Annotated in this window: 15 protein-coding genes and 1 riboswitch; of the genes, 1 reads left to right on the top strand and 14 read right to left on the bottom strand. The window is 67.6% G+C overall.

The features are described 5' to 3' along the window. Nucleotides 1–25: 25 nt before the first annotated feature. The 14 genes from paaA to P6F26_RS10780 form a co-directional block, all read right to left on the bottom strand. Nucleotides 26–1,018 (bottom strand): 1,2-phenylacetyl-CoA epoxidase subunit PaaA, encoded by a 993-nt coding sequence (gene paaA, locus P6F26_RS10715; protein WP_278028679.1) that lies wholly within the window; start codon nucleotides 1,016–1,018, stop codon nucleotides 26–28. A 20-nt stretch (nucleotides 1,019–1,038) separates the two neighbouring features. Further along, the gene (pcaF, locus tag P6F26_RS10720) at nucleotides 1,039–2,244 is read right to left on the bottom strand and encodes a 3-oxoadipyl-CoA thiolase (RefSeq protein ID WP_278028680.1); all 1,206 of its coding nucleotides are present in this window, start codon (nucleotides 2,242–2,244) and stop codon (nucleotides 1,039–1,041) included. A gap of 1,494 nt (nucleotides 2,245–3,738) precedes the next feature. Then, a complete protein-coding gene (locus P6F26_RS10725) occupies nucleotides 3,739–5,472 on the bottom strand; it encodes a methyl-accepting chemotaxis protein (protein ID WP_278028681.1) in 1,734 nt (577 codons plus the stop codon). Nucleotides 5,473–5,512: 40 nt separating this feature from the next. Beyond that, on the bottom strand, nucleotides 5,513–6,082 hold the full coding sequence (locus P6F26_RS10730) for a PDC sensor domain-containing protein (RefSeq protein ID WP_347403042.1): 570 nt from the start codon (nucleotides 6,080–6,082) through the stop codon (nucleotides 5,513–5,515). Between the two features lie 263 nt (nucleotides 6,083–6,345). Beyond that, nucleotides 6,346–6,762, bottom strand: coding sequence for a hypothetical protein (locus tag P6F26_RS10735; protein ID WP_278028682.1), 417 nt, complete (start codon nucleotides 6,760–6,762; stop codon nucleotides 6,346–6,348). After that, complete coding sequence (locus tag P6F26_RS10740) at nucleotides 6,752–7,996, bottom strand: agmatinase family protein (RefSeq protein WP_278028683.1); 1,245 nt, start codon at nucleotides 7,994–7,996, stop codon at nucleotides 6,752–6,754. Before P6F26_RS10740 ends, P6F26_RS10735 begins: the two co-directional genes overlap by 11 nt. Further along, nucleotides 7,959–8,741 carry an ABC transporter ATP-binding protein gene (locus P6F26_RS10745; protein ID WP_278028684.1) on the bottom strand — a complete coding sequence of 261 codons (783 nt, stop codon included), beginning with the start codon at nucleotides 8,739–8,741 and terminating at the stop codon, nucleotides 7,959–7,961. Before P6F26_RS10745 ends, P6F26_RS10740 begins: the two co-directional genes overlap by 38 nt. Beyond that, nucleotides 8,738–9,550, bottom strand: a complete 813-nt coding sequence (locus P6F26_RS10750) for an ABC transporter permease (protein WP_278028685.1) — start codon at nucleotides 9,548–9,550, stop codon at nucleotides 8,738–8,740. Before P6F26_RS10750 ends, P6F26_RS10745 begins: the two co-directional genes overlap by 4 nt. A gap of 24 nt (nucleotides 9,551–9,574) precedes the next feature. Then, nucleotides 9,575–10,639: a putative urea ABC transporter substrate-binding protein gene (locus tag P6F26_RS10755; protein ID WP_278028686.1), complete on the bottom strand. Its 1,065-nt coding sequence runs from the start codon at nucleotides 10,637–10,639 to the stop codon at nucleotides 9,575–9,577. Nucleotides 10,640–10,722: 83 nt separating this feature from the next. Beyond that, nucleotides 10,723–10,836: riboswitch (guanidine-I (ykkC/yxkD leader) on the bottom strand. Between the two features lie 162 nt (nucleotides 10,837–10,998). Continuing rightward, entirely contained in the window at nucleotides 10,999–11,766 is a 768-nt protein-coding gene (locus tag P6F26_RS10760) for a hypothetical protein (RefSeq protein ID WP_278028687.1), read from the bottom strand. Continuing rightward, complete coding sequence (locus P6F26_RS10765; protein ID WP_278028688.1) at nucleotides 11,756–13,033, bottom strand: glycosyltransferase family 2 protein; 1,278 nt, start codon at nucleotides 13,031–13,033, stop codon at nucleotides 11,756–11,758. Before P6F26_RS10765 ends, P6F26_RS10760 begins: the two co-directional genes overlap by 11 nt. Before the next feature lie 15 nt (nucleotides 13,034–13,048). Next, complete coding sequence (locus P6F26_RS10770; protein WP_278028689.1) at nucleotides 13,049–13,831, bottom strand: YaiO family outer membrane beta-barrel protein; 783 nt, start codon at nucleotides 13,829–13,831, stop codon at nucleotides 13,049–13,051. Between the two features lie 55 nt (nucleotides 13,832–13,886). Beyond that, nucleotides 13,887–15,113: a non-hydrolyzing UDP-N-acetylglucosamine 2-epimerase gene (wecB, locus tag P6F26_RS10775; protein ID WP_278028690.1), complete on the bottom strand. Its 1,227-nt coding sequence runs from the start codon at nucleotides 15,111–15,113 to the stop codon at nucleotides 13,887–13,889. A 263-nt stretch (nucleotides 15,114–15,376) separates the two neighbouring features. After that, nucleotides 15,377–16,267: an AraC family transcriptional regulator gene (locus tag P6F26_RS10780; RefSeq protein WP_278028691.1), complete on the bottom strand. Its 891-nt coding sequence runs from the start codon at nucleotides 16,265–16,267 to the stop codon at nucleotides 15,377–15,379. 155 nt (nucleotides 16,268–16,422) lie between these two features. Here P6F26_RS10780 and P6F26_RS10785 point away from each other — a divergent pair, with 155 nt between their 5' ends. After that, nucleotides 16,423–17,292: an SDR family NAD(P)-dependent oxidoreductase gene (locus P6F26_RS10785; protein ID WP_278028692.1), complete on the top strand. Its 870-nt coding sequence runs from the start codon at nucleotides 16,423–16,425 to the stop codon at nucleotides 17,290–17,292. Nucleotides 17,293–17,295 lie beyond the last annotated feature (3 nt).

The raw sequence follows: 17,295 nt of genomic DNA on the forward strand, positions 1-17,295 counted from the left end.
GTCTCCCGTTGCGGCGCGGCGGGCTTCATTCCGCCGCGACCTTGCGCGCCGCCTTCTTGCGCGCATGTTCCATCAGGCCGTCACGGACCCACGCGCCGTCGTCCCAGGCCTTGCTCCGGGCGGCCATGCGCTCGGCGTTGCAGGGCCCGCCGCCCGCGATCACGGCGAAGAACTCCGACCAGTCGGGTTCTGTGAAGTCGTAATGCCCCCGCTCCGCATTCCACTTCAGGTCCGGGTCGGGAACGGTCAGGCCCAGGAACTCGGCCTGTGGCACGGTCTGGTCGACGAACTTCTGGCGCAGCTCGTCGTTCGTGTTGATCTTGATCTTCCACGCCATCGACTGCGCGGAATGCACGCTGTCCGCGTCCGACGGGCCGAACATCATCAGCGAGGGATACCAGAAGCGGTCGAGCGCATCCTGCGCCATGCGCTTCTGCGCGGGCGTGCCTCGCGCCATCTTCATCATGATGTCGAAGCCCTGCCGCTGGTGAAAGCTCTCTTCTTTGCAGATGCGGATCATCGCCCTCGAATAGGGTCCGTAGGACGTGCGCTGCAGCGGCACCTGGTTCATGATGGCCGCTCCATCCACCAGCCAGCCGACCGCACCCATGTCCGCCCAGGTCAGCGTCGGATAATTGAAGATCGAGCTGTATTTCATTCGCCCGCTTAACAAATCCTCCGTCAGTTCGTCGCGGGACACGCCCAGCGTCTCGGCCGCGCAGTAAAGGTAGAGGCCATGACCCGCCTCGTCCTGCACCTTGGCCAGCAGGATCGCCTTGCGCTCCAGCGTGGGCGCGCGGGTGATCCAGTTGCCCTCGGGCAGCTGGCCCACGATCTCGGAATGGGCGTGCTGGCCGATCTGCCGGATCAGCGTCCGACGATAGCCCTCGGGCATCCAGTCATTCGGCTCGATCTTCTCGTCCGCGTCGATCCGGTCCTGGAAGCGGCGCTCTTCCTCGGTCATCGCCTCGCGCGGCTTCAGGCCCTTGCCGGTCGATTGAACCATCTGTGCATACATCGCCCCTGTCTCCCTTGATGTCAGACCCGCTCGATCAGCATTGCCGTGCCCTGGCCCACGCCCACGCACATCGTGCAGAGCGCGTATCGCCCCCCCGTCCGCTGGAGCTGCCGGGCCGCGGCCATGACCAGTCGCGCCCCCGACATGCCGAGCGGATGGCCCATCGCGATCGCACCTCCGTTGGGGTTCACATGCGGCGCGTCGTCGGCGATCCCCAGCGCGCGCAGTGTCGCAAGCGCCTGTGCCGCGAAGGCCTCGTTCAGTTCGATGACGTCGATCTCGCCAAGGCCGACGCCCGTGCGCGCAAGAAGCTTGCGCGTGGCCTCCACCGGACCGATCCCCATGACGCGCGGCGCGACCCCGGCCGAGGCCATGCCGACGATGCGCGCGATCGGCGCGAGGCCATGCGCCCCGGCCGCCTCGCGGCTTGCGATCAGCATGGCCGCCGCCCCGTCATTGACCCCCGAGGCATTGCCCGCCGTCACGCTCAGGTCCGGCCCGTTGATCCCGCGCAACCGGGCAAGGCCCTCTGCCGTGGTGTCCGGCCGGGGGTGTTCGTCCGTCGCGACCACAATCGGCGGACCCTTTCGCCGCGGGATCTCGACCGGGACGATTTCCTCGGCGAAGATGCCCGTGGCCTCGGCGCGGGCCCACCGCTCCTGGCTGCGCAGCGCGAAGCCGTCCTGGTCCTCGCGCGATATGCCGTGTTCCGCGGCGACGATGTCGGCGGTCTCGGGCATGGAATGCGTGCCAAATGCCGCCTTCAGCGCCGGATTGACGAACCGCCAGCCGATGGTCGTGTCGTGCACCTCGGCGGCACGAGAGAACGCGGCCTCGGCCTTCGGCATGACGAAGGGCGCACGGCTCATGCTCTCGACGCCGCCGGCGATGGCGAGGTCGAAATCGCCGGCCCTTATGGCGCGGGCGGCGAAGCCTGCGGCGTCCATGCCCGAGGCGCAGAGCCGGTTGAGCGTGATCGCCGGGACCTCGACCGGAAGCCCGGCCAGAAGCGTGGCCATTCGCGCGACGTTGCGGTTGTCCTCGCCAGCCTGGTTGGCGTCGCCGAGCACGACCTCGTCGATCCGGGAGACGTCGAGCGACGGGTTGCGCGCGACGAGCGCACGGATCGGAATCGCGGCGAGGTCATCCGTCCGGACAGCGGACAGCGCGCCGCCATAGCGGCCGATTGGCGTGCGCACCGCGTCGATGATCAGGGCCTCGGGCAAATCCGGCCTCCCACTATTCCCGACCGATTGGTCGAATAAAGTCGATTTCGCGAGTCGGTGCAACGCTTCATCGCAGGCCCGCGCCGCCGGACGGGGCGGCCTCCCAGACAGAATTCGGCCTTCGGGTCCTGACGGATGGACGGGTCGAAAGCCCACTCGGTCCGACTTCAGGCGAGCGCAGGCCCGTTTCGGGCATGGGCAATTTGGAACGGCGTCAGCACTTCATTCGATTGCGTCGGATTGGAACATGCCGATCGGGCGCCTCGGCTGGCCCCATGACGGGCGCGCGCGTCGAATGGGCGCGATGCGAGCCGCCGGCGTTGGGGGGACATCACGATCGGGCATGTCGGCTGCCGACATGACGCGTGGCCATCTGGATTTCTCGTGAAGCAGCCGCGCTGGCGGCCCGTGTCAGATTGTCGTGTCGATTGTCGTGTCAGACCGTCTTGTCCGGCGTCCCGAACGGGCCGCGACTGACCGGCGCGATCGGGGCGTGTCGGAAGAGCAAGAGATGAGGACGCGCAGCCACACCGCCGAGCGCTGGGAATGCGCGTCGCAACGGTCATTTCGGTTGGCACGTGTTCGGCGGGCGTCAGTTGGACGCCACCCGCCGGGCGGACACGTGTGCCGGTTGGTTACAAAGCCGGCACGCGTCGGCGGCAAAGGGCGCTCGATGAGGGAGGGCGTCTGGCGGGCACACGCGTCTGGCGGGCACACGCGTCTGACGGGCACACGAAGGGCGTCCATAGTCGACGTGCTCAAATGCGCGTTGGCAAGAGGGGGCCGTCCGCTTGTTTGCCACGCGCAGTTCGAAACCGGATCGCTGGTTGCAAACCCCTGCCCCGTCGCCATTTTTCAGTCGCCACGCCCGGGATCGGCCATGTGGTGTGGTGTACGCGTGTTCCCCCCCAGCGTCGCTGCACCGGTCACGTCGGCGGAACGTCGAAGGCAGGACCAGCCCGAGCCTGGAGCCGGTCGCCACGGTCGCGCGCTTGCCTGGCGGGCGGTCATGACGGTGGCAACGAGGGCCCGCCGCTCTGGCAGGCGGCCAGGTCGGGCGCGATCCTTTCCGAACCAGAGCGATGCCTGGCCTGGGTGATGCAGAACGCGCCCGATACTGAACGAAGCCGCTTGGGCGCATACCGGAATGTCGGGATCTGGACGGCGGGACCGCGCTTCAGGACGCAGCCGGTCCGAACGAACCGGACTGGGCCGACCGGGCTTGGGTGGCAGTCCTTGGCGGGCGCGCGATCGCAGGCAGGGCGTGGCTGGGAAAACCGGTCGCAAGATCGGGCGCGTCGACTTCGGCAGGACGAGCCCGGAAACTCGATCCCGGAAGGTCACGCCTGCAGATCGATCATGGGAGCATGACCGAGGCAGATGGACCTCGACGCGCGAAACCCGGCACGCGACCTCTGTGGTCAACCCTTCTGGATTTGTCTCCGCAGCCCGGGCCGGATACGAGCAAGGCCACAAGTCCCCCCTGCGTTTCGTCTATCCGGCCAGCCTCGGAAGCCCCTCGGCTTCTGGAAAATCCTGCCGGCCCGGCAGCTTGAAGACCGAAATGATTTCAGCCATCGCCTTGGCCTCGTTCTTGAGGGTCTGGCTGGATTCGTTCGCCTGGCTTACCATCGCCGCATTCTGCTGCGTCACGCGGTCGAGTTGCGCGACACCGGAATTGACCTCGGCCAGGCTCGCCGATTGTTCACCGGCGGATTTGCTGATCCCCTCGACATGGGTCGAGATCGTCGAGACACTTTGCGTGATCTCGTTGAGCTCGTTGCCGGCGCTCCCCACGAGTTCCACACCGCGCTCGACATAGCCCGAACTCAATCCGATAAGCGTCTTGATCTCGTTGGCGGCATCCGAGGAGCGCTGCGCCAAAGCGCGCACCTCGTTGGCCACGACCGAAAATCCCCGCCCGGCATCGCCCGCGCGTGCGGCTTCGACGCCGGCGTTGAGCGCCAGCAGGTTCGTCTGGAACGCGATTTCGTCGATCACGGTGGAGATTCTCGAGATCTGGCGCGACGATTCCTCGATCTGCGCCATGGCGTCGACCGTCTTCTGCACGACGCTGCTGGACTGCTGGGCGCGCGACTTCGCGTCGACGACGATCCGCTCGACGTTCCTGGCGCTTCCGGCCGAGTTCTCGACGTTGGTCGTGATCATGTCGAGGGCCGCCGCTGTCTCCTCAAGCGAGGCGGCCTGGTTCTCGGTGCGCTTGGAAAGCTCGTCGGAGCTTTGGGCGATACCGTCCGCACTCAGGCGGATGGTTTCGGCATTGCGGGCGATCTGCTCGATCACGCGGACGATCGTGTCGACCGTCTCGTTGAAGTTCCGGCGGAGCGTCTCGTATTCCGGCGCGAATTCAACCTCGATCCGCCGCGTGAGGTCGCCGTTGGCGACGGTCTGGAGGCCCACGGTCAATTCCTCCACCACCGATTTCTGGGTGCGCTCGATGCGCGCCCGATCCTCGGTGGCCCGCGCCGCCTCGGCCAGCTGGTGCTGCAACTCGGCGAGGTTGCGCGCGATGGTGCCGATCTCGTCACCACGGTCGGCGAACGGCATCTCGGCGTCGTAGCGTCCGCTGCGCAGAGTCGCGATCTCCTCGGCGAGGACGGTGATTGGCCGCGACACGAGCATCTTGAGCAGGACGGACGCGCCGAAGACCAGCAGAAACAGGACAAGGCCCGAGACGGCGAGGTTCAGCATCTGCTTGGTCCGCGCGTTGGCGCGGCTTTCATCGGGCGTCCACAGGATCGCGACGGCGCCGGCCACGCCGTCGCCCGCCCCGCCTACGAAACTGGGGTAGGCAATCGACATCCCGTCCGCGGAGACCTGCGGCGCAGCTTCCAAAACGGCCCGCCGCGCAAGTTCGCGGAGGGTTTCAGCGTCGCGAGGAGCGCCGTCGCCCGCGTTCGTCACCGCTTCGCCCTGCCCGTTTACGGCCACGGCCATAAGCGCGGCATCGGAGTCGACCACGGTAGTCTGCAGGGACGCCTGCACCGCCTCGGCGTTCCCGAACCGCAGCGCCGCGCCGTTCGCAGTCGCGGCCGACGAGGTGATCGCGTCGCCGAGCGTCCGGATGCCATCGTCGATCGCGCCGTTCACGGTGCGGATGCTGAGGGCCGACAGCACGGAGGCGACCAGAAGCGTCGCGCCCACGATCAGCACGATGCACTTCACGAAGACCGACGAATTGGCGAAGCTGAGGCGGTCGATAGCCATGGATGACGTCCGTTCCTGAAGGATTTCGGGGTTCAGCGGTTCACAGAAGCGCTTCGGCGTCGACGCCCACGGTCATGGCCCCGATGGGCTCGCCGGTATCGGGATCCACGATCGTGACCGAGATCTGCGCCTGGTAGCGCTGCGTCGATTCGTCGAGTTGGACCTCGCTGAAATGTACGGCGCCCGCGCCCGCCGCGAAGGTTTCCGTGAACTTGGCCTCGTCGCCCTGCCACATGTCCGAGGTCAGTCCAGAGGACGCCACGTTCAGCCCGTGCGCATCCATGATGAAGACCTCGGTGATGCGCCCGTTCGAGGCGCCGACGCGGGCGCGCAGGAAATCCGATGCCGCATGACCGAGCACCGGGTCGATGGTCGGCGTCACGGCCATACCGATCTCGGAGCGCAACGCGCCGTCCAGCTGAAGAATGTCGTCCTGGTTCATGTTCGCGTTTTCGGCGTTTTGCGCGCGGATGGCCGAGACGATCTCGCCTGACTGGCTCCAGCTTCGGATTTCGGCGTCGAGGAATGCCTCGAGGACCGGTTGGAACTCGTCGGCGAAAGCCGGCGTGCCGGCGAGCGCCGCCATGACGGCGAAGATGTACATGCGCATGGAAAGACCCTTCTTTGCGAGCTGAACCTGTCCCTGATCGGGATGGGCTGAACGCTGGCGCGAGAGCCTGAAGATTGCGTGAAGACGAAGTTCGCCATGCCCGAAGCCCACCCACACGCCAGGTTAAGAGCGCCTCGCAAGCATCTATTTTCTTGTTGATTTAAGGCGGCCGGCGGGTCACTCCGAACAAATAGGTACAATTCGACCTTCCTGCCGATGCAGGCGGCGGCGCTCACGCACTCGTCCTCGCCCGAGGCGCCGGGTCAGCGCCGCTCGCGCTCGGCGAGGAAGTCGCGGATGTCGACCAGACGCTTCTCGTCCATCGAGACGTAGACGAGCGACATGTTCGTGCGCTCGCGGATCATCTCGCCCGGGAACGGCATGTAGCCAAGCTTGCGCGTGCCGAAGGAAGGCGAGGCGGTGCCCACCTGCCATTCGGTCCTGAGTTCCACGTCGACGAGCTTCAGCTCGGCCGGGCCCGCCTTCCCCGGCCGTTCGAGGGGCACGCCCGCGAGCCTGAGATAGGCGGCCTTGTCGGCGGCCTTGACGAAACCGTCGATGAACTGCGCCGTCAGAACCTGCAGCTCGGCCGCCTCGTCCTCGGGCGCGAGATGCGAATGGAGGTGGTCGGCGCTATGGTGATTGTGATGGTGGTGATGATGCGGGTGATCATGTGGCATTGGACCAGCGCCTTCCTTCGAACTCGCCGTGCGGGATGGTGACGGGCTTGTCGATATGGCGCTTGTGCGCCCCCAGCTTGCCGGCCGACACCATCGCGCCAAGCACGTCCACGATCACGCGCGTGCCCATCAGCGCCGTGATGTCGGACGTGTCGTAGGGCGGCGAGACCTCGACCAGTTCCATGCCGCACAGCCCCTCGGCCGCTACCTTCGACGCGAGCGCCAGCGCCTCGCGGGGCAGGAAGCCGCCGGGCTCGGGCCAGCCGGTGCCGGGGACGAAGCCGCAATCGATCGAGTCGATGTCGAAGGACATGTAGACCATGTCCGCGCCGTCCCACGCCATTTCCAGCGCCATCTCCGCGGTCTTGTCGACGCCCATCCGCTCCATGTCGGACATGGTGATGATGTTGGTCTCTCGTTCGCGCGCGACCTTCACCGCCTCGCGCGGAACCTGCCAGCCGCCGATGCCGACCTGCACGAGGTTCCTCGCCGGAACGTTCGGGAGGTTCGTCGAGTGAAACCAGGGTGTTGTGTGCATGCGTTCATCTAGATCCTTCTCCTGGATGTCGGCGTGGCGGTCGAAATGCACGATACCGATCTTCTTCGACGTGCACTCGGCGATGCCGCGCACGCAGGGGAAGCCGATGGAATGGTCGCCCCCGATCATCACCGGGAAGCTGCCGGAGGAGAAGACATGGCTGACGGCGCGGCTGATCTGGTCGAAGCTCTTTTCGAGATTCGCGGGGATCGTGAAGACGTCGCCCGCGTCGCACAGCGTCATCTGCTCGCGGAGATCGACCGCCAGCTCGTAGTTGTAGGGCGTGTAGAGCGCGCTGATCTTGCGCAGCCCCTGCGGCCCGAAGCGGGTGCCGGGACGGTAGGTGGTTCCGCCGTCGAAGGGGATGCCGAGCACCGTGGCGTCGTAATGGCCGACCTCCGTCACGTCCTCGGCGTAGGGCGCCTTGAGGAAGGTGTTGATCCCCGCGTAATGCGGAAGCTCGCCGCGCGCGAAGGTCGGGATGGACTTGTCCTCGATCGACTCCGCCCCGGTCAGGCCCATGCGCAGCGCCCAGCGACGCTCTTCGTCCCAGCGGCCTTCGGGAATGTCGGCCTCCGCCTTCATGGACCTCCAGCCCTGCAGCTTCGTGAGATCGGGATGATGGGCGCGCCTGTCACGCGGCGGCGCGTCGGCCGGGCTATGCGACCGGCTGCGCCGCGGTCTGAGGTAATCCATGTGCGTCCTCTTCCAGTTGGTAGGGGATGCCGCCGTTGCGGGCATCGAAGTCGTAGGTGATCGTCGCGCCGAAGGCGGCTGGGTCGTGCGGGTCCCACCGGATCTTGTCGAAAACGATCACGCGGTCGCCGAGCTTGAAGGCCTCGGGCAGGTCGTGCGTGACCATGAATACCGTCATCGCGGTCTCGGCGCGAAGATCCTGCAGGAAGCCGTGCATCTGCTCGCGCGTGCCGGGATCGAGCGCGCCGAAGGGCTCGTCGAGAAGCAGGATGCGCGGCCTTGCCGCCAGAGCCTGCGCGATGGCGAGGCGCTGCTGCATGCCCCCCGACAGGGCGGCGGGATACTGGGCCGCGACATGCGACAGGCCGATACGTTCCAGCGCCGCGTCGGCGCGCGCGCGCGCGGCCCGCTTCGCCTTGCCGAACAGCCGCCCGAACGGCCGCGACAGGCCCTCGGCGGCCACGATGTTGTCGCGCACGCTCAGGTGCGGGAAGACCGAGTAGCGCTGGAAGACGATGCCCCGGCTGCGGTCGGGCTCGCCCTTCAGGGGCTTGCCGTCCACGAGGATCTCGCCGCGCGTCGGCCGCTCCTGGTCCAGCAGAAGGCGCAGGAACGTGGACTTGCCGCAGCCCGACGCGCCCACGATCGAGACGAATTCGCCCTCGCGCGCGCTCAGGTTCACCCGCTCGAGGATCGGGCGCCTGCCATAGGTCTGGAAGATGTCGGCAACGGTGACGAAGCTCATGCGCGCGCCTCGGCCCAAGGGTAGAGAAGGCGCGAAAGACGCCCCAGCGCCCAGTCGAAGACGAAGGCGAGGAACGTGATCCACGCGACGTAGTTCAGGATCACGTCCATCGCGAGGAAGCGGCGCACAAGGAAGATGCGGTACCCGAGCCCGCTGTCGGAGGCCACGGCCTCGGCCGCGATCAGGAACAGCCACGCCGGCCCCAGCGACAGGCGCACTGCCGAGATCAGGCGCGGCATGATCTGCGGCAGTGCGACGGCGAGCGCAATGGCGAGCGACGAGGCCCCGAGCGTCTGCGCCTTGACCAGTTGCTCCTGCGGCAGTTCGGCCGTGCGCGCCGAGAGATCGCGGATCAGGAAGGGCGTGATACCGATGGCGATCAGCGCGACCTTCGCCGCGTCGCCGACGCCGAGCGTGATGAACAGGATCGGAAGGATGGCCAGCGGCGGGATCATGGAAATCACCGCGACGAAGCCCTGCAACGTCGTCCGAACCAGCGGCACCAGGCCGATCGCGAGGCCGAAGCACAGCCCGATCAGCGCGGCGATCCCCACCCCGGCGAACAGAAGGCCGAGGCTCGAGGCCGTGTCGCTCCAAAGGAGGATCTGGCCGGACCGGCGGTCCGCCTCGGTCATCAGGCGCAGCCCGGTCTCGGCCAGCGTGGCGAACGAAGGCAGGACGCGGTCCTGCGGGTTCTCGGCCAGCCGCGCCGCCGAGGCGGCCGCGTAGGCCAGCGCGACCAGCACGAAGGGCAGCGAGGCCAGCGCCACGCGGCTGGCCGGCCCCGCCTTGCGGTTGATGACGCGCATCGCCCCGCCCGCCCCCGCGACGGCTCAGAGGCTGCCGTCTGCGGCCATCTGCATGAAGGAAGGATCGAAGCGGAGCCTGACGTTGCCCTGATCGCCGGTCGTGACGCCGCCGGGATATTCGATGCCGACGAAATCCGCGCTCGGGGCGCCCTCGCCGAGGATCCCGCGTTCGAACAGGAACTCGGCCACGTTCACCATCGTCTCGGGCAACTCGGCGCTCTCCACGAAGGCGACGGCGTCGGCGGGGTCCCAGAACATCTCGGTCGAGGCGAGCTGCGCGTCGTAGCCAGCAAGGTCCGTGCCCGACGCCTCGGCCATGGCGGTGCGCGCGGCGATCCCCTCGTCGGTGTCGGAGGACATGATCGCCATCAGCTCGTACCACGCCCCGACAAGCGCGCGGCCGAAATCGGGATTGGCGGCAAGCACCTCGGTATTGACGACCATCATGTCGATGATCTCGCCCGGGATGTCGGCGGAGGTGAAGAGGATGTTGGCCTGCGGGTCTTCCGCGATGGTGGACACGAGCGGGTTCCACGTCACGACGGCCTGCACGTCGTCGGTCTGGAAGGCCGCGATCATGTCGGCGTCCGAGGTGTTCACGACGCCGGCAAGGTCACGCTCGGCCAGCCCCACAGTGTCGAGGCCGCGCGCGAGCAGGTAGTGCGACACCGAAAGCTCCACGAGGTTCACCGGCATCCCCGCGAGATCCTCCAGCGATCCCTCGCCCTTCAGGATCACGGCGTCGTTGCCGTTCGAGAAGTCGCCCACGATCAGCGCCGTGGTGTCCACGCCCGACCCCGCCGGGATGGAGAGCGTATCCATGTTGGTCGCCGACACGCCGTCGAACTCGCCCGCGGTGTAGAGGTTGAGCGACTCCACGTAATCGTTGATCTGCACGATCTCGACGTCGATGCCATAGCGCTCGGCCCAGGCGTCCATGATGCCGCTTTCTTCGAGATAGCCCCACGGCATCCAGCCGACGTAGATCGACCAAGCCACCCGGAACGTGTCGCGCTCCTGGGCGCTGGCGGTAACCGGCACGAGGGCAAGCCCCAGGGCCGTGGTGGCGGCGAGTGCAAGTCTGGTCATGTTCTGTCCCTCCGTGCGGATCTTGTGAAACGTCCGACCGGAAAAGGAAGCGTCAGGGGAGCGGCCGAACTGGTGTCGCAGTGCTCTCCCGGGATTTTGGCCCGCCGTGTACCGCCCCGGATTTTGCCGGACCGGCTGCATTTCTCGGACCAGGCCCCGGACCTTTCGGGCCGGGCGGAACCCTAAATGCTCTGCGCATCCCGACGATGCTCGCGCCCCTGCGGTCGTGTCAAAACCCATCGCGGCGGGGTCCGCCCCGCGCTTGCCGCAGTGGAAAAATGCGGCGCGCGCAGGGACAATTGCCCGCAAACCGGGCAGGAGCGGGAAGGATCGGGTGCCGCGACGGGGGTTTCGCGCGCTCAGGCCGCGCGCGTTCCCAGCGACAGCGACAGCGCGGCGACATGAGCCGCCACGATGCCGTAGGCCAGCACGAGGTAGACCATCAGCATGTAGGACGTGCCGTCCACCACGCCCGCCAGCATGGCCAGAACGCTCGCGCCGAGAGCGAAGGCCGATCCCGACAGCACCGCGGAGAACAGGCTCGCCATCCACTGGCGGAACGTCCCGCCGGTAAGGAACGCGAAGAAGAACTGGCTGGCCATCACGAGGAAGAAGGCGGTGTTCAGCACCCATGACGTGACCGACGCGCGGTCAGGCACCGTCGCGCCAAAAACGAGGTCCACGATCAGGCACAGCGCCGCCAGCACCGCGTGGAACGCGAGGAACACAAAGGCCGCGCTGTTGCGGAGTGCCGCCGCAAGGCCCCCCGTCAGCGCGAGGCACAAGGCCGCGAAGACAGGCGGCAGGGACGGATCGTCGGGGATCGCGCCAGCCCAGACCGCGACGCCGCCGGGCGTGAAGGCCACCGGCACCGCGATCCCGGCCGCGGCGAAAAGCGGAACGAACGCCTCGCCCGCGACCACGGCGGACAGCGCGACCACGGCCGGCAGAAGCGCGGCCAGGACCAGTGCGCGCGCAACCGCCCGCCCCGAGCACCGCACCGCCCGACGGTCCCGGCCCTCGATGTCGAGGACGCTCGACACCGACATGGCGTGCCTGCGCAGTAAGGCGAAGCAGGCCGACACGCCTGCGAAGAACGCGACGAAGACGAGATGCTCAGCCGTCATCGCTGCCGATCGGAAGCGAGCCACCCTTGCGGAACCTCGACGTCTTGTCCCAGTGCGGCGCGAGCCCCGAGACCCGGTCGCGAAGAAGGTTCATCACGCCCGAGCACGACGCGAACATGCTGATGAAGGATGACAGGAAAATCAGCGGCATGGAGCGGATGGCAACGGTCTGGCGGTCATGCACGCAGCCGCCCGCGATCTGGAAATAGGGGGCGAAGTTGCCGATGGCGGAATAGCCGAAGAAGGACACGACCGCCACGAGCGGTGCGGCGCTGATCACGCCAAGGGCGGGCGACAGGATGAGGATCACGAGCGACACCAGCGAAAGCACCGGCACGATGTAGAAAAGAAGGACCACCGCCGCATCGAGGCGCGCCCAGATCGAATGATGCGAGGCGCGCAACACCGGCAGGAAGTAGCGGAACAGGCAGTCGTTGTGCCCGTAGGCCCAGCGTCGGACCTGCCGGAAGCGGACGCGCCAGTCCTCGGGGCTTTCCTCGTAGCAGGCGGCCCCGAGCAGGTATTCCACCCGGTACCCCGCGATGAACAGCCGGTAGGTCAGATCGGTGTCCTCGGCCAGAACGGTGGTGTTCCATCCCCCCACGGCCGCCAGGGACGAGGCGCGAACGGCCCCGCAGGTGCCGCCGAACTGCGGCAAGAAGCCGAGCCTGTGCCGCATCTCCTGGTCGATGACATAGCCCCCGCGCCGCTCGAGGTCGATGAGCTTGGTCAGCAGGTTGGCGTCGGTGTTGTAGGGCACGACACGTCCCATCGTCGCCCCGACGGCGGGATCGCGGAACGGCGCGACGAGGTGCCGGACGAGGCGTGGGGACGGGACGTAGTCGGCGTCGAAGAAGATGAAGGCGTCGCAGGTGTCGGACAGTGCCGCGATCGTTCCTGCAAGCGCGGCCGGCTTGCCGGGCTGCATGTCGTCGGTGCGGTGGATCACCTCGATCCGGGCGTCCTCTGCGGCGTGGCGCTCGGCGATCGCGCCGGTGGCGTCGCGCGAGCGGTCGTTGATCACGACGATCCGCGTCCGGTCGGCGGGGTAGTCGATCCGGCGCATCGCCTCGAGACAGCCGTCGATCACGCGTTCCTCGTTGTGCGCCGGGATCAGGATCGCGACCCTCGGCGCGTCCTCCTCGACCCAGTCCACGGGCGGCCGCGGCGTGGTGAACCAGAACGCAATGGTCAGCACGAGTTGCCGCACCATGACCAGCGCGACCAGCAGGAACGTCGCGACGAGGACCAGTTCGACGACGATCACGGCATCGTCATGTCGTCAGAAGTCGAGCTTGAGGCCAAGCGCCACACCCGAGATGTCGAAGGTTTCGGTGTCGACATATTCGGCGCTCACGATGATCTCGGTGGCCTCGGAGGCGTTGAAGCTCACGAAAGGGCGCAGGGCGACGAAATCGTTCTCCACCGGCGACGCGTTGAAGGGCTCGTAGCCGATCGTGCCGGTGCTGGCGGACAGGCCCACGGACCAGCTGCCGGGCTGAACGTAGGTCACGGCGGCGGTCGCGGACCACCCCGTCTCGGAGCCGGGCTCGGAGGAGACGAGGCTTCCGCCCACCTGCCCCACGAGGAAACTGCCGTCGGCGAAGGCCGGGAAGAACTTCACCGCCTCGCCGCTCAGCGTCGTGGACTCCGTGCCGTTTGCGTAATCCGCATAGGAAAGGCCCGCCCGGTAGACCAGACCCGTGGCGGGCGGCGTGACGAATTCGTAGCCGAGCGCCACCGTCCATTCGGGATAGATCCCGAGGTCGGAGTCCGATCCGCCCAGCGACACGCTTACCGAGGACCCGCCGCCGATATCGACCGCGGCGCCGAAGGACAGGAACGAAGCGTCCTCCTCGCGGGACTGCGTCGCGACCTCGAACAGAAGCTCCGTGCCGGAGCTCACGCCGTGGCGCAGGAAGGCGCTGGCGTAGTCACGATCCGAAAGCCCGCTGTCCACGTCGAGATGGCCGAAGGTCAGTTGAAGGCTGCTGTCCTGCGCGGCTGCCGCGCCGGCGCAAACGCCGAGGAACAGGGCTGCTGCCGGAACGTGTCTGATGCTCATGACGACTGCTACTCCGATCATGTCATTGTAACGCCGGCGAAAAGCCTTGCGCATTTTATCCTTTCAATTGACCGCGCCTCCCCTCCAGGTCAAGCGCGACGGCGGGCGCCCGGCGGCCAAACGGGACCACTGGTGCAGATTTGCCCACAGGCCGGCCGTGACCGGCCAGTCGCGCGAAATGGTCGGCGATCCGGCGCGCCGCGTTGCCGTCGCCAAAGGGATTGCCGCCCCGCGCCGCGCCGGTCCCGTCCCGGCCCCGCGCGAGCGCGTGCGTCGCGCGCGCCACGATCAGGCCGCGGTCGGTGCCGACGAGTTCGGCCATCCCTGCCTCAACCGCCTCGGGCCGCTCGGAGGTGTTGCGCAGCACCAGAAGGGGCACGCCGAAGGTCGCGGCCTCTTCCTGGACGCCGCCCGAGTCGCTCAGGACGAGATCGGCGTTCATCATCGCGTAGAGGAACTCGCGGTAGCCGAGCGGGCCCGTAAGCTCGACGTTTGGCAGGCCCGAAAGGGCCGCCCGCATCGCCTTGCGCACCTCGGGATGCGGATGGACGGGCACGACGAACGTCCGTGACGGGAACCGCCCCGCAAGATCGGCGACCGCCGCCGTGATCCTGCGCATCGGCGCGCCGTGGTTCTCGCGCCGGTGGGCGGTGACGAGCACATGCGGCCGCCCTCCCGTGAGCGCGAGAAGCCATGTCGCGAGGTCGGCCCGCACCTCCGCGTCGTCGAGCATCCGGTCCCTCATGCGCACCAGCGCATCCACCACGGTGTTGCCCGTGATCTCGATCCTGTCGGCGGGAACGCCCTCGGCCAGGAGATTGTCGGCCGCGCGCCGGGTCGGCGCGAAATGCGCGCGCGTCACAACGGCGGTCATCTGGCGGTAACCCTCCTCGGGCCAGGGCTGCGCGAGGTCGCCGGTGCGAAGACCGGCCTCAACGTGGGCGACGGACACGCGTGCGTGGAACGCCGCGAGCGCGCCCGCGAGGGTCGAGGCCGTATCGCCGTGCACGACGATCCAGTCGTGCGGCTCGCTCGCCAGGAGCGATGCGAGCGCGCTCTGGAAATGCGCGAACCGGTCGGCGAGCGTGCCCTGCCCGCCCGCCACCGGTAGCGTCCGGTCCTCGGCGATGCCGAAGTCCCGCAGCGCCGAACGCGCGAGGTCTGGGTGCTGCCCGGTCAGGCAGACGGTCGTGGCCACGCCCGGCAGCGGCTTCATCGCGGCGATCACCGGGGCAAGCTTGATCGCCTCCGGACGGGTGCCGATGGAAATGAGTATCTTCATGAAGGTATCGCCCCGATGCCCCTGCGTCGCCGGCTCATGCCCCAAGCGCCGCGTTCCGGGAGAAAGCCTTCGCCGATAGTGCTTAAGGTGCGATTAATCGGGATGCGGAACGGTGCCGGTTCCGGCGGCAACTGCGCGAGGCGTGCGCGCCGCGACGGCGCTGACATGCCGCGGATCGAAGACGCTCTTCCGTCTTGTTCCAACTCAGGAGGCCCAGGCAGGTCCCGCGCAGCCATCCGGTTCCAGTCGCGAACGACGGACGGCTACTCAGCAGCGTGGGCGGCGCGCTCCTGTCTGGGCGGAAAGCCGAACTTGCGGGCGTATTCCCGCGAGAACTGGGCCGAGCTTTCGTATCCGACCCCGAACGCGATCCTCGAGACCTTTTGCCCTGTGCTGCGCAACGCATCGCGGGCGCGCAGAAGCCGCAGGTCCTTCTGGTACTGCAGGGGCGAGGTGCCCGTGACGGCCTTGAAGTGCTCGAAGAAGGCGGAACTGCTCATGCCCGCCCGCTCCGCGAGTTCGGCGACCACGAGCGGACGGGCGAGGTCCGACTGGATCTCTCTCGTGACCTGAAAGATGCGGCTGGCCGTCGTCTCGTGCCAGAGCAGCTTGCGCAACGGCTCGGCATGGGGACCGAGCAGGAGCCGCGCATGGATTTCACGCGCCGTGATCGGAGCGAGCAGGCGGCGCGGTTCGTCGTGATCGCAGTGCCGGAGGTACCGCAGAAGCGCGCCCTCCATCTCCAGGTCGGTCTGGCAGAGCGAGATCGAGAACGGGTCTTGCCGGCTGGCGGCTCGGGCGGGCGTCACGTCCGCGGCCACCGCCCGCAGGAGATCCAGATCGACCGGAAAGACCAGCGCGACGTATGGACGGTCCGGCGTGGCCTCGGTGACGCGCGAAACGACAGGCAGGGCGTGGCTGACGACGAGCGATTGCCCGTCGGCGACGCGCAGGGTCTTCGTGCTCGTGCCGACCTCCTTGGCGCCTTGCAGCACGAGGCACAGAAGCGGGCGGTAGACGGTCGCGTCCTTCGAGGTCGGGGCCGGGAACCGCAGGAAATGCAGGCCGCTTGGGGCGTGCGCAAGCGCGCCCTGCGTCGGTCCCTCTCGTTCGAGCAACGCCGTTACGTGATCCAGAAGGGCTGAGCGGGTCATGCTTTCTCCTTGCGCCCGGTCTAGCACGAGGACTCCTCGCCCTTGCACGAAATTTTCAAGCCTTGGAGGATCAGGCAAGAATTCCGGCCAAATGAGAAAGAATGAACGCCGTCGCCGCTCTAGGGTCGAATGACGTTTGCACGAGGAGAACGACCATGGCGAAGGTCCTGATCACGGGTATTGCCGGTGGCTTTGGCAAGCCTACGGCGCTGGCGCTGCTGGAGCGCGGGCATGAAGTCGCCGGCAGCGTGCGCCGCCGCGACGGGCGTGGCGCCGGCGCGGTGGCGGAGCTGGAGGCCGCGGGCGCGCGGATCGTCGAGATGGACGTGACGGACACCGACGGCACAAAGGCAACCGTGTCCGAAGCCATCGCCGCGCTGGGCGGTCTGGACGTGGTGATCAACAATGCCGGGATCGGATCCTACGGCATCCAGGAACTGAGGTCGCCCGAGGACATGGGCCGCGTCTTCGACGTGAACGTGACCGGCGTTCAGCGTGTGATGCGCGCGGCCCTGCCCCACCTGCGGGCGCAGGGACGCGGCACGGTCCTGTACACGTCGAGCCTGATCGGCCGGATCGCCACGCCTTTCTACGGCACCTATTCGGCGTCCAAATGGGCGCTGGAAGCCATCGTGGAATGCTACCGCACCGAGTTGTCCGGCTTCGGCATCGAGTCCTGCATCATCGAGCCCGGCGCGATGCTGACGGCCTTCTTCGAGGGCATGGTCACGCCGGAGGACCCGGACCGCGAAGCCGGCTACGGAGATTTCGCGCGCGTGCCCGCGATTTCGGCGGAGGGCCTTGCCCGGATGCTCGACGCCAATCCCGACCAGCGCCCCGAGCGGATCGCAGAGGCGGTGGCCGCCCTGCTGGAGATGCCGTTCGGGCGGAAACCCTTCCGGACGGTCGTCGATCACACCGGCGTCGGCCCCCAGATCGAGCACTACAACGACGTGCTCCACGACGTGACGCGCAATGTCCTGTCCAATTTCGGGATCGAGCGGATGCTCGACCTGAACGCCTGAGGA

It is taken from the genome of Roseicyclus salinarum (genome assembly GCF_029624655.1).
In the GTDB taxonomy this organism is placed as follows: Bacteria; Pseudomonadota; Alphaproteobacteria; order Rhodobacterales; family Rhodobacteraceae; genus Roseibacterium; species Roseibacterium salinarum.